This window comes from Flavobacteriales bacterium (genome assembly GCA_030584065.1).
Lineage (GTDB): Bacteria > Bacteroidota > Bacteroidia > Flavobacteriales_F > PHOS-HE28 > PHOS-HE28.
The window spans coordinates 146,280-158,563 of sequence record CP129489.1; the positions used below are offsets into that span (position 1 = coordinate 146,280).

9 protein-coding genes are annotated in these 12,284 nt (G+C 66.2%); 4 read left to right on the forward strand and 5 right to left on the reverse strand.

Going from position 1 to position 12,284, the window contains the following annotated elements:
- The first annotated feature begins 47 nt into the window (after positions 1-47).
- The 3 genes from QY325_00535 to QY325_00545 are packed head-to-tail and all read left to right on the forward strand — an operon-like array spanning position 48 to position 3,597.
- Entirely contained in the window at positions 48-1,166 is a 1,119-nt protein-coding gene (locus QY325_00535) for a hypothetical protein (protein WKZ66426.1), read from the forward strand.
- 39 nt (positions 1,167-1,205) lie between these two features.
- Positions 1,206-2,162: a glycosyltransferase family 2 protein gene (locus tag QY325_00540; protein WKZ66427.1), complete on the forward strand. Its 957-nt coding sequence runs from the start codon at positions 1,206-1,208 to the stop codon at positions 2,160-2,162.
- Positions 2,163-2,184: 22 nt separating this feature from the next.
- Positions 2,185-3,597 (forward strand): DUF6056 family protein, encoded by a 1,413-nt coding sequence (locus QY325_00545; GenBank protein ID WKZ66428.1) that lies wholly within the window; start codon positions 2,185-2,187, stop codon positions 3,595-3,597.
- On the opposite strand, the gene QY325_00550 is transcribed toward QY325_00545, so the two are convergent.
- The 4 genes from QY325_00550 to QY325_00565 all read right to left on the reverse strand — a co-directional run bounded on the left by QY325_00550 (position 3,498) and on the right by QY325_00565 (position 8,539).
- A complete protein-coding gene (locus tag QY325_00550; GenBank protein ID WKZ66429.1) occupies positions 3,498-5,225 on the reverse strand; it encodes a L,D-transpeptidase family protein in 1,728 nt (575 codons plus the stop codon). The genes QY325_00545 and QY325_00550 overlap by 100 nt on opposite strands.
- A 47-nt stretch (positions 5,226-5,272) precedes the next feature.
- Positions 5,273-5,908: a murein L,D-transpeptidase catalytic domain family protein gene (locus tag QY325_00555; protein ID WKZ66430.1), complete on the reverse strand. Its 636-nt coding sequence runs from the start codon at positions 5,906-5,908 to the stop codon at positions 5,273-5,275.
- A 146-nt stretch (positions 5,909-6,054) separates the two neighbouring features.
- Positions 6,055-7,383, reverse strand: a complete 1,329-nt coding sequence (locus QY325_00560) for a glycosyltransferase (protein ID WKZ66431.1) — start codon at positions 7,381-7,383, stop codon at positions 6,055-6,057.
- A 118-nt stretch (positions 7,384-7,501) separates the two neighbouring features.
- Complete coding sequence (locus QY325_00565; protein ID WKZ66432.1) at positions 7,502-8,539, reverse strand: NAD-dependent epimerase/dehydratase family protein; 1,038 nt, start codon at positions 8,537-8,539, stop codon at positions 7,502-7,504.
- A gap of 75 nt (positions 8,540-8,614) precedes the next feature.
- Here QY325_00565 and QY325_00570 point away from each other — a divergent pair, with 75 nt between their 5' ends.
- Positions 8,615-10,621, forward strand: a complete 2,007-nt coding sequence (locus QY325_00570; protein WKZ66433.1) for a recombinase — start codon at positions 8,615-8,617, stop codon at positions 10,619-10,621.
- A 12-nt stretch (positions 10,622-10,633) separates the two neighbouring features.
- On the opposite strand, the gene QY325_00575 is transcribed toward QY325_00570, so the two are convergent.
- Positions 10,634-12,241 (reverse strand): S8 family serine peptidase, encoded by a 1,608-nt coding sequence (locus tag QY325_00575; GenBank protein WKZ66434.1) that lies wholly within the window; start codon positions 12,239-12,241, stop codon positions 10,634-10,636.
- Between the last annotated feature and the right edge of the window lie 43 nt (positions 12,242-12,284).

The window sequence follows — 12,284 nt, forward strand, 5'->3', positions numbered from 1 at the left end:
TTCCTTTATGGAGGGGATTATGACCGCATTCCGCATCTTCGGCTGGGATGAGCCTCCGGATCGAGCCCGTTCGCACAGCCGCTGACCTGCGCCGCTACCTGCGGGTTCCGCTGGCCGTGAATGACCGCCCCAACTGCGTGCCGGCGCTCCGGAGCGATGAGGCGGCCTTCCATGACGAAGCCCGCAACCCGTCGCTGTCCGCCTGCCGCGCCGTGCGCTTTCTGGCCTGGGAGGGCGACCGCCCGGTTGGGCGCGTGATGGGAATCATCCGCCCGGACTACAATGATCGGGAGGGTGTCCGTGAAGGCCGCTTCTACCAGCTGGATTGCCGGCGGGACCCCGATGCGGTGCGCTTGCTGCTGCGGGCCGTGGAGGGCTGGGCCGCCGCCGAGGGCATGACCCACGTCCTGGGACCTTTCGGGCTGAGCGACAAGGACCCCCAAGGCCTTCAGGTGGAGGGCTTCGAGCACCTGCCGGTGCTCGCAACGGCGTCCAATCCGGCCTGGCTGCCTCCCTTGGTGGAGGGCAACGGGTACGCCAAGCACCTGGATGCGGTGTCCTACCGGCTTGATATCCCCGCAGCCTTGCCTGAAGCGTATCGGCGCATCGCGGACCGGGTGCTGGCACAGGGGCGCTACCGCCTGGTGCGCTTCGAGCGGCGCAGCCAGATCAAGCCCTTCATCCTTCCTGTGCTCCGGCTGGTGAATGCGGCATACGAGGGGCTGCTTGGCTTCATGCCCATGACGGAGGCCGAGATGCGGAAGCTGGCGGCGCAGTACATGCCGGTGCTCGATCCGGCCTTCGTGCACGTGGTGGTGGATGAGCAGGGCGATCCCGCAGCCTTCGTCGTGGCCATGCCCGACTTCAGCGAGGGCATCCGGCGCAGCGGTGGGCGGCTCTTCCCGTTCGGGTGGTGGCATATGCTCAGGGCCATGCGCACCTCCCGGCAGCTCGACCTCTTCCTCGGCGCCGTGCGCCCCGAACTGCAAGGCCGCGGCCTTACCAGCGTCCTGGCCATCGCACTCATGGAAGAGGCGCGGAAGCGGGGCCTCCGCTGGATCGACAGCCACCTGGTGCTGGAGACGAACCACCGGATGCGCGGCGAGCTGGAGCGGCTCGGCGCCACCGTCTGGAAGCGCTACCGCATCTACCGCAAGGCGCTATGAGCCAGCGGCCACGTGCGGGCCGTGGCGTAACCTTGCGCCGTGGACATCTCCATCGTCGTTCCGCTGCTGAATGAGCGCGAGTCGCTGCCCGTGCTGATCGAGCGGCTGCATCAGGTGCTGCGGTCCATGGGGGTCGCCTATGAGGTGGTCCTGGTCGATGACGGCAGCACGGATGGGTCCTGGTCGGAGATCGTGAAGGCCTCTGCGGCCGATGGGCGCGTGAAGGGCATCCGCTTCGGCCGCAACTTCGGCAAGAGCCCGGCCCTGAACGAAGGGTTCATCGCGGCGCAGGGCGATGTGGTGATTACCATGGATGCCGACCTCCAGGACGACCCGGATGAGGTGCCCGAACTCTACCGCATGGTGCGGCAGGAGGGCTTCGACCTGGTGAGCGGGTGGAAGAAGAAGCGCTACGATCCGCTGACGAAGACCCTGCCCACCAAGCTCTTCAACTGGACCACCCGGCGGGTGAGCGGGGTGATGCTCCACGATTTCAACTGCGGGCTGAAGGCCTACCGGAAGGAGGTCGTCAAGAGCATCGAGGTCTACGGCGAGATGCATCGCTACATTCCCTTCATCGCCAAGAAGGAGGGGTTCCGGCGCATCGGAGAGAAGGTGGTGAAGCACCATCCCCGGCGCTTCGGCCGGACCAAGTTCGGCTTCGACCGCTTCATCAACGGGTTCCTCGATCTGCTCACGATCACCTTCGTGTTCCGCTTCGGCCGCAAGCCCATGCACTTCTTCGGGTCGGTGGGCACCTTCATGTTCGTGGTGGGCTTCCTGAGCGCGGCCTGGGTGGTGGGAGAGAAGCTCTGGCACCTTTACGTGCTCAAGCAGCTGGCGCCCCGGGTATCCGATCAAGGGCTCTTCTATGTGGCCCTCACGGCCATGGTCATCGGCGTTCAGCTCTTCACCATGGGCTTCGTGGCGGAGCTGGTTCACCGTTACAGCCCCGAGCGCAACCAGTACCGCGTGTCTGAGCGCGTGGGCCTATAGACGGCATCCGCATCTTTGAGGGATGAGGCCCGCAGCCCGCATCGCCCTCGCCGTACTGCTCCTCGCCGCACTGTCGCGCTACGTGGCCCTCAGCGCCTGGGTCCATCCCTTCGCCGATGACTTCAGTTACGCGGCCGTGGGCATGCGGACGGAGCTCCTGCCCAGGCTCTTGGACGAGTACCGGCATTGGAACGGGCGGTGGTTCTCCAACATCCTGGTGCTGCGCAGCCCGCTGGTGCTCGGCATCGATCCCGGCCTCGCCCTGTACCGCGGGGTGCCGCTCGTGCTGCTCGGCCTCACCTATGGCGGCCTCTGGGCATTGGTCGCTGCGTGCGGCACCGCCCTGCGCAGGGGCGACCAGGCGCTGCTCGCCGGGGGGCTGCTGCTGCTCTACCTCCACCTCATGCCCGACCTCTCCGAGGGCCTGTACTGGTACACTGGGGCGGTCAGCTACCTGCTGCCCGGAGCGCTGTCGTTGCTCGTGGCGGCGGCATGGATCCGCAGCGCGCGCCGTCATTGGCGGCTCGGCTGGGCAGCCACGGCTGCGGTTGGCCTGCTGGCGGTGGTCGCATCAGGATGCAGTGAGCTGCACATGATGGTCATGGCCGCGGGCCACGCTGCCCTGCTCGGCCTTGCCTGGCGGCGCCAGCGCGCGGTTCCGCTTCCGCTGGCCGCCGTGCTGCTCGCCGTGCTCGCTGCGGCCTTCCTCATGGCTGCGGCGCCGGGCAATGCGGTGCGCGGCGCCAACTTCCCGCTGCGGCATGATGCGTTGCGCACCGTGGGGTGGGCAGCGGTCCAGTCCATGCGGTTCGCGTTCACCTGGTTGTCGTCTCCGGCCCTGCTTGCCGCCTCTTTCATCTACCTGGCCGGCGGCGAGACCTTCCATGCCCGCATCGCCGGGGCATTCGGCCCGATCGGTATGAAGCCCTGGCGGCTGGCGGCCATCCTGGGATTGACGCTGTTCGCTGCCATGGCCCTTCCATACTGGGCCACCGGGCTGCTCGGCCAGCACCGCACGGTGAATGCGGTGCTGCTCGTGCTGCTGCCCGGCTGGTTCCTCCTGCTCTCTGCGGTACGGGTCTCCCTGGTCGAACAGGGCAGGTGGCGGTGGGCGCCCTGGCCCTCACTCATGAAGCCCTTTGCCTTCGCCGTGCTGCTGTCGGCGGTGCTGTTCACCGGAAGCGGCGGGCGCGTGACCGGTGACCTGCTCTCGGGCCGGATGGCGCGGTTCGATGCCGCGCTGGTGGATCGCTATGCGCGGATCATCGGTGCGCAGAAGGCCGGCGCACGGTCGATGACCCTGCCGGCCCTGGCCGATCAGCCGCGCTCGCTGCGCTACCTCGACGCGGGCAGTGATGCGGAGGGCTGGATCAACCGGTCGCTGACGGGATGGCTGGGGGCCGGATCGCTGCGCATCATCGTGCCGGGTGACTGAAGGACCATGGGCGGCGTGCCGAACAGCTCCTCGGAAAGCCGGGCATCATGCCCATACACATCATCCCTGAAATGCGGGCGTCCGGCCCGGTCCACCCAGGCGGTGAAGTAACCGATGCTCACCGGGCGCTTCCTCTTGAGGCGCACGAACTGTTCCTTGCCGCTGTGCATGGCTTCCTTGATGCGCTTGGCGGTCCACGCCGTGTCATCCCGGAGCAGGTATTCGGCCAGTCGCTGCGGCTCGCTGAGGCGGATGCAGCCATGGCTGAACGCGCGGCTCTCGCGGGCGAAGAAGCTCTTGCTCGGCGTGTCGTGCAGGTAGATGCTGTAGCTGTTCGGGAACAGGAATTTCACGCGCCCCAAGGCATTGGACGCCCCCGGGCGCTGACGGATGATGGGGTTCGATGCCGACCCGCCGATGATCTCCATCCCTTTCTTCCGGAGGTAGTTCGGGTCCTTGGCCATGGCCGGCAGGATCTCGCCGCGCACGATGCTCGCGGGCGGCGTCCATGTGGGACTGAAGACGATGGTCGAGAGGGAGTCGCTGAAGATGACCGTGCGGGTCGCTGCCGTGCCAACCACCACAGCCATGCTCCAGGCGATGGTGTCCGCCTCATGCACATGCAGGCGGAACTCAGGGATGTTCACCAGCAACTGGTCAGGGGCGGTGCGCTCCGGCACCCAGCGCAGGCGCTCCATGTTCACCAGCAGCGTGCGCACGCGGTCGGCGGGCGCCACGTTGACCTGGGCGATGACGCCCTTGCCGATGACCCCGTCCGGATGAAGGCCATGCCGCTCCTGGAAACGCTTCACGGCCTCCACCAGCAGGCTGTCGTAATCGGTGCTGAAGAGCAGCATGCTGTCGCCGGTTGAGCGGAAATCACCGAGCAGCATCAAGCGCAGCCGCAGTTCGGGCATCCAGTCCACCGCTTCGCCCGGCTCGATCTTCCGGCGGTCGCCGAGGCTGAGCTGCGGCCAGGGCAGGTCCTCAAGGTCGTGGTAGCGCTTGAGCTGCGCCTTGAGCAGCTTGTACTGGGGGTGCAGCGGCTCAACGGGGGAGAGGTCCATGCGGCCGGCCACGAGGGAGTCCAGCAGCCGGTCATAGTTCTTCTTCCGCCTCGGGATGAACCAATCGAGCTCGCGCGGGTCCTTGTCCACGGCGCCTCCGTACTTCTTCTCCGCGTACCGGAAGAACTCAGCGGTGAAGGCCAGCTCGAGCCGCAGCATGCAGCTGTCGCAGAGCCCGGCCTCGCGCCCCCGGCCCTGGTTCATGAGGTCGTCCAGCTTCGCCCGGATGTAGGCCAGCTCCCTGTAGGCGGTGTCGGGCTCGGTGACCAGGTAGCGGAAGGCCGCAGCGCCCTGCGAGAGGGTGTCGTTCACGAACCAGGCGAACTGGTGGCCGCGGCGCGCATAGAAGGCGGTGATGCCCGATGAGTCACGCTGGTACTCCGGGTGGTCGGCGAGGAAACGCACGATGAACAGCGGATCGAGCGTGCGTACGGAGTAGACGGCCCGTGTCTCGAACACGGAGTCGACGGCCTGCCCGGGGCCGTTGACCGCGGCATCGTCAACCGGATGCACGCAGGATGCCAAGAGGGCCAGGGTGCCCGCCATCAATGGGAAACGCATGCGGACTGCGATGGAGGCAACGAAGGAAGGGATGGCCGGCCGGTGGCTCAACGTCCGTGGACGTAGAGATATCCACCATCCGCGAGCAGCTCGATCACGCGGGGCATGTCGTCACGGCTGACAGCCGGGCACCCCCAGCTGCGGCCAAGGCGTCCATGCCTGGCGATGAAGTCATCGCTGACGTAATCCGCGCCATGGATGATCACCTCACGGCTCTGCGCCTGGCAGTTCGAGCCCTTGTCCAGCCCATGGAGGAGTAGCGCTGCGCCATGCTTCGGGCTCACGATCTCGGCCCCCACGCGGTAGAGCCCCTTGCTGGTGGCATGGGAGCCCTCGCGATTGCTGAAGGTTGTGCACATCAGGTCGCCTGAACCCTGCCCGTGTGCCACATAAGTGCGCAGCACAAGTTCTTTCCGGTCCATGTCGATCACGACCAGCCGCTTCGCGGTGCTGGGCTGGGTCATGTCAGCGATGGCCAGCATGCGCGGCCTCACGCCCCGTGCCGAAGCGCTGGCATAGCCTTTGGCGAAGGCCAGCTCATGCAGGCAGCCGTCAAGGCCGATTTCCGTGTAGAGGGCCCGCACCTCGTCCACGGTGGGGGATTCCAAGGTGGCGGCGGGTGCGGGTGCGGCAGCGGGCAGCAGCCATAACAAAGGCAAAAGCAAAGCCACCGGAGCTCTCATCCTTCTTCCTTGCAGGTTCGCCCTTCGTTGCTTCAACCGGCGAGGTTCCAGGTCACCGGTCGGGAAGGGTTCCGCGAATCTAACGGACAGGGCCATCCCCTGCTTGTACGTTGGGGATCTTTAAGGGTTCAGCCTTGGAAAGCCGGTCAGCCGTTAAGCACCGCCTTGGCGTAGTTCGCCCAGCTCATGGTCTTCGTGGCCTCCACCACGTTCTCACGGGGGATGGGCTTGTCGATGCTCGCGTTCATCACGCGCACCATGTCGGCGATGTCCTTTGGGGTGGCCAGGTAGCCGTTGAAGCCATTGGTGATGGTCTCTGGGAAGTGTCCCACACGGGTGGCCACCGCGGGCAGCTTGAAGTTGTAGCTGAGGCTTTCCACGCCGCTGGGGGTGGCCGTCTCGTAGAAGAGCACGATGGTATCGGCCGCTTGGAAGTAGGGGGGCACTTCCTCGTTCGGGATGAAGCGGTCCACCACCAGCGTGCGGTCGCGGATACCGAGGCTGTCAACTAGTGCCAGCGGATCGTAGTCGCGCTCGTCGTCCGCCTTCTTCAGGAAGAGCTTCTTCAGCGTGCCGAACACCGCGTTCTTCAATTTGGTGCTGAGCTTGGTCTGGTCCACCGTCTGCCAGAAGCGCTCGCCCACGATCATCAGGCTTACATCATCGCGCTGCTTCGCCAGTTCCGCGAAGGCCTCGATGCAGTAGTGCAGCCCCTTGTACTTGCGGATGAAGCCGAAGAAGAGGAACACATGCTTCCGCAGGCCGTGCTGCGCCTTCCACGCCTCCTTGTCGAACGCCGGGTCGGGTTTGAAAAGGGAGTAGATGGGGTGGTAGAGCTTGAGGATGGGGTGAATGGTCGTTGGTGATTGGTGAATGGGTCGGTCAACATGTCCAAGAGGTGTTTCACCATTCGCCATTGACCATTCGCCATTCGCCCTCTTCCCGTCCAACGTCACCTTGAACTCCTTCTCCGGCATCAACGCCTTCAGCTCCTGCGCCGTCTTGTACGCATGCACGATGAAGCTGTGCCCGTGCTGCAGGGCCATGCGCGTGAGCCGCGCGTCCAGGCTGCTCTGCTCCTTGGCGGCCACGAAGTGCAGGTCGAAGAGGATCTCCGCGCTCGTATGCTTCCGCAGGTAGCTGGCGATGGTGTTGAGCGGGATGCCCTGTGTGGGGTTGTACCACTGCAGGATCACTTTGTCCGGCTTCAATTCAGCGATGGCCTTCGCGGTGCTCCACCAGGTGCGCGGATCGTTCCAGTTGGTGAGGTAGTGGACGGGGATGTCGTAGCCCTCCAGGAAGGTGCTGCGGCTGGCCTTGTCCACGAACTCACGCGGGATGATCGCGGGATACTGCTGCGTCCAGCTGACGATGGTGACCTGCGCGCCCTCATCCTTCAGCGCCCGCGCCAACGCCGTGTTGTACTGCACGATACCGCCCTTGAACTTGGGGCCTGGGCCGAAGCAGACGATCATCGATCAGAAAATGAGATGATCAGATGATCAGAAAATGGAATGCGCACCCATTGACAGCTCCGTGCGCTGACCTCGCCGATCGCACTACGCTCAATTATCTGATCATCTGATCGTCCGATCATCTGATCCGCATTTTCGCCGCTTCATACACCCTCCGCATCCCTTCCTCGATGCTGATCTTGGCCTTCCAGCCTAGGTTCTGCTCCACCCAGGTCATGTCGCAGTAGCGGCTGTGCACGCCCACGGGCTTGTCCAGCAGCGGCTTGATGGTCGGCTTGTAGCCCGCGAAACCGGTGAAGACCTCGATGAGCTCCAGGAAGCTGGTAAGACGGCCCATGCCGATGTTGATGGCCCGGCCGTCGCTGATCTTGTCCATGGCCAGCAGGGTGAGGTCGAGCACGTCGTCGATGTGCACGAAGTCGCGGCCCTGTTTGCCGGTGCCCCACACCTCGAAGGGGTTCTCCTTCTTCGCCGCACGCGCCGCGATGGCCGGCACGGGGTAGGAGAGGTCCTGGTCCTCGCCGTAGCCGCTGAAGGGGCGGATGCAGGTGACGTGCACGCCGTAGTGGTTGGCCGCGATCTTGGCCAGGAACTCGCCTGTGAGCTTGCTCCAGCCGTAGGTCATGTCGGGCTCGCCCATCTTCTTGAAGTCAATGTCGGTCTCCTTCAGGCGCAGAGCGTGGGCCTCGGTCTGCAGGTCGATGGGGTAGGCGGCGCTGCTGCTGGGATAGAGGAAGCGGCGCGGCTTGTTGCGGCACACGTAGAGGAACATCTCCGCATCGATGCTCAGGTCCTGGGCCACCAGCATGGGGTCGCCGTCGATCTTGCTGCGACCGCCCACGATGGCTGCGAAATGGAAGATGTCATCGAACAGGGCAATGCTGAGGCCGTATTGCTTGGCGAGCCACTGAGGGTCGGTGTTGAGGCCGCGCAGCACGTCGCGCAGGTCGGCATGGAGGAAGAGGAGCCGCTCGTCCTGCCCGTAGATCCTGAGGTTCTTGTGCTCGAAGCTCACGGGCAGCCCCAGCCACGCATCCGGGTGGATGCCCACGCTGAGGTCATCGATGAAGAGGACGCGGGCACCTTGGGCGTGGAGCCGTTTGACCATGTTGCGGCCCACGAAGCCGCAGCCGCCGGTGACGAGATGGGTTGCCATGCGCGGCAAAGATGCGGCGGAGGCGCCGAGCCGGGCCATGAGGCGGGGGGCAGCACCGCGGGCTATCTTGCCGGCATGCGCCGAAGCCCGCTCCGAGAGGCCCTGGAGGCCATCGCCGCGCATGATGGCGGTGAGTCGGAGCCGTTGGGCCATCTGGTGCGGGCATTGCGCCCCATCCGGTCGGAGCGGCTGGAGTCTGGCGTGCCCCGCTTCAAGGCGCTGCTGCAGCTGCTGGAGCACGATGGGCAGCTGCGCAACGGGCTCGCCGCATACCTCATGCGGGTGCTCGGGCAGAAGGGCGTGGGGCGCACCCTCACGGATGCCGGTATGCCCAGCGGGGCCTTCTGGCACGAGCTGCGCCAGCGCCTCACCTACAAGCTGCTGCCGTACCAGCCCGAGCGGGAGTCGCTGGACCATGTACTGATCAACGTCTTCTTCCAAGAAGAGGATGCGCGCTGGGTCGCAGCCATACCGGACGAGGACATGATCAGGCTGCTGGATCTGCTCGGGGTGCCGGGCATCGATGCCCGCGACCGCCATGGCCTGCTCATGCAGGAGCTGCTCTTCGCCGCCAAGGTGCTTGGCCTGCGCATCGCAGGCCGTGCCTTCGACAGCGAGGTGCTCCGGATGGTGCCTGAGCACGCCAACTTCGAGAGCCCCTTCGTGCGGCTGGAGGATGAGCTGGACCGGTATCTGGATGCGGTGCGGGCGGGGCATGCATCCCGCACCCGCTCCGACCCCGGCTTCCTGCCCGTGCGCGCGCTCATCGGCGAGTGCCACGGCGCCATCGCGCAGGCCTACGCGAACAGCGCCACGCTCGGCATCACCTTCCGCGTGAACCAGCACCTGCTCACCATGGAGCGCATGCTGCAGCGGCTGCAGGAGATCCTCGACGCCATCGCGCTGCCCGATGGCATCGACGGCCGTGCGGCCTTCGCACGGCTGGTGAAGGCGCTGGTGCGGTACAACAGCGGGCGCACCCAGGTAGGCGCATTCATCGCGGAGAGCACGCAGGCCGTGGCCCGCGAGGTGACTCAGCACACCGGCCGGAAAGGGGAGCATTACATCACCTCCACGCGCAGCGAGTACGCGGCCATGCTCCGGTCGGCCCTGGGCGGTGGCGCCATCGTGGCGGTGGCCTGCATGCTCAAGGCATGGTACGGCTCCCTGGAGGGCAGCCTGTTCTTCCACGCCTTCCTCTACAGCCTCAACTATGCGATGGCCTTCACCGCCATCTACCTGCTGCACCTCACGCTGGCCACCAAGCAGCCGGCCATGACCGCGGCCACCATCGCGCAAGCGCTGGACGAGGGTCGGCGGGATGGGCAGGTGACCTACGATGCGCTCGCGGGCCTGGTGGAGCGGGTGTCACGCTCGCAGCTTATCGCCTTCGTCGGCAATGTCGCCATGGCCTTCCCGGTGGGCATGGCGCTCGCCTACGGCTGGAACGCCCTCTTCGGGCCGGAGCTGCTGGCCGGCAAGGCAGGCAAGATGCTGCAGGAGCTCGATCCCCTTGCATCGTTGGCCTTGCCCCATGCGGCAATCGCCGGCGTCTTCCTGTTCGTCAGCGGCCTCATCGCGGGTAGCGTCACCAATGCCAGCATCCACCGCAACGTTCCGCTCCGGATCCAGGAGCACCCCGTGCTCCGGCTCTTCCTGGGGGCGGAGTGGCGCAACCGCCTGGCCCGTGCCTACGAGCGGCATGCTGGCGGGGTGGTCAGCAACATCTGGTTCGGCATCTTCATGGGCTCCGTCGGCGCGGTGGGTGCCTTCCTGGGCCTGCCGCTCGACATCCGCCACATCACGTTCGCAGCGGGCAACATGGGGCTGGGCCTGGTCGGCATGGACTGGTCCGCGGGGGCGTACGCCGTGATCATGGGCGCCCTCGGCATCGTGCTCATCGGACTCTTCAATTTCCTGGTGAGCTTCAGCCTGTCGATCCTGCTGGCGCTCCGCTCACGGGGCATCCCCCTGGGTGAGCTGGTGCCCATCGCGCGTTCCGTCCGCGACCGGTTGAAGCGCCGCCCGCGGGCCTTCTTCTTTCCCCCTTCGGCAGGAGCGGCGGATCGTCCCGATGCCTGAACGCGCCAGGTGCTACTGCACCACCAGCCGCTCGGTGAGCCGGCGCTGTCCATCGTGCAACCCGATCAGGTAGAGGCCTGCCGGGAGGTCGGTCGCCAGGGTCGAGGTGCCTGCGGAAAGCCGCTCCGCATGCACCGTGCGGCCGAGTTCATCCGAAACGGTGACCAAGCCCGAGCGGCTGCTGCGGACCTGAATGGTGCCCCGGCCCGGATTGGGGAAGACAATGAGGCGCGGTGCAGGCATCTGCACCTCCCCGGTGGACACAGCTAGGAGCAGTGCCCGGTAGGCGTTGATGCGGCCATGGCCGTGGTAGGGGTCCCAGCCGGCGACATCCTCCAGCGGGTCGCCCACCTGATCCTCGGCCGTGGCCTCGATGATCGATCGGATCTCGGCGGCGCTGCGGGCCGGGACCTGCGCCTTCAGCAGGGCGGCCAGTGCGCTCACGTGCGGGGTGGCCTGCGAGGTGCCGGACCAGTAGGTGCTGTACCCTGTGTTCGACAGGTGGCTGAATCCGTAGATGTAGTCGCCCGGGGCGCATACGCTGATGTGGCCTCCGTAATTGCTGCCGCTCGTGCTGCCCCAGTAGAAGGGGGCGGCCCGCCGGTCATTGGGCTTGGTGGCGCCCACGGCCATCACGCCGTTGAGCGCTGCTGGATAGAATGGCGTGGCGGAATTCGTGTTCATCATGCAGGCCACCACCAGCACGTCGTTGGCCGCGGCGTAGTCCGCGGCGGCCTGCAGCTCGAACGATGGATCCGTGCCGCCCATGGACATGCTGATGATGTCCGCGCCGTTGTCCACGGCATAGTACATGGCGGCGATCCACCAGCTGTACCAGCCTTGGTTGGCGGAGTTCAGCGCCTTCAGCACCATGGCCCTGCAGTTGAGGTCCACACCCGCGAAGCCCGTGGCGTTGTTGCCCTCGGCCGCCACGATGCTCGTCACATTGCTGCCGTGGCCCTGGTCGTCGGCCGGGTCGTTATCGTCGTTGGCGAAATCCCAGCCCCGCCAATCATCGATCAGGCCGTTGCCATCATCGTCCATCCCGTTGCCGGGCACCTCCTCGCCGTTCTGCCAGAGGCGGTCGCCCCAGTCGGGATGCTGCAGGCGCACGCCGGAATCGATGATCGCCACGGTGACATCGGCACTGCCCTGCTCCAGCTCCCACGCGCTCTCCATGTCGATGTCCGCGCCCGCGGTGGCCGTTGAGAGGCTGAAGGATCCGTCGTTCTTCAGGCCCCACTGGCGGAAGTAGTAGGTGTCGTCCGGCACGAAGCTCCTGTCACCTCCGCCCTGGCCCAGGCGATCGGGCTCGGCGCACACCACGCCCGGCACGGCCCCGAAGGCCGCCGCCGCGCTTTCGGGATCGGCCGGCCCGGCGAGTTCGATCGCATAGAGCCGCGGTACGCCCGTCCGGGCCGGCGTCAGGCGCTTGGCGCTCACGGCGCCGAAGCCCCGGCTGAGCCGGTCGAGGGGCTCCAGGCCCACTGCTGCGCGTGCGGCGATGGGCACGGCCTTCAATTCCGCGGCATCGGATACGCGCACGATGATGCGCCCGGTGGTCTGCGCGAGCAGCACGGTCGGCAGGATGGCCGCAACGAGTGAGGAAATGCGCTTCATGGTTCGCACGGTTGGAGCATGGGCAAGTTAAGCCGCGCGGGCG

Coding starts and splice junctions, on each gene's coding strand:
- QY325_00535 (WKZ66426.1), top strand. CDS start 48: ATGAGCCTCCGGATCGAGCCCGTTCGCACAGCCGCTGACCTGCGCCGC.
- QY325_00545 (WKZ66428.1), top strand. CDS start 2,185: ATGAGGCCCGCAGCCCGCATCGCCCTCGCCGTACTGCTCCTCGCCGCA.
- QY325_00550 (WKZ66429.1), bottom strand. CDS start 5,225: ATGCGTTTCCCATTGATGGCGGGCACCCTGGCCCTCTTGGCATCCTGC.
- QY325_00555 (WKZ66430.1), bottom strand. CDS start 5,908: ATGAGAGCTCCGGTGGCTTTGCTTTTGCCTTTGTTATGGCTGCTGCCC.
- QY325_00560 (WKZ66431.1), bottom strand. CDS start 7,383: ATGATCGTCTGCTTCGGCCCAGGCCCCAAGTTCAAGGGCGGTATCGTG.
- QY325_00565 (WKZ66432.1), bottom strand. CDS start 8,539: ATGGCAACCCATCTCGTCACCGGCGGCTGCGGCTTCGTGGGCCGCAAC.
- QY325_00570 (WKZ66433.1), top strand. CDS start 8,615: ATGCGCCGAAGCCCGCTCCGAGAGGCCCTGGAGGCCATCGCCGCGCAT.
- QY325_00575 (WKZ66434.1), bottom strand. CDS start 12,241: ATGAAGCGCATTTCCTCACTCGTTGCGGCCATCCTGCCGACCGTGCTG.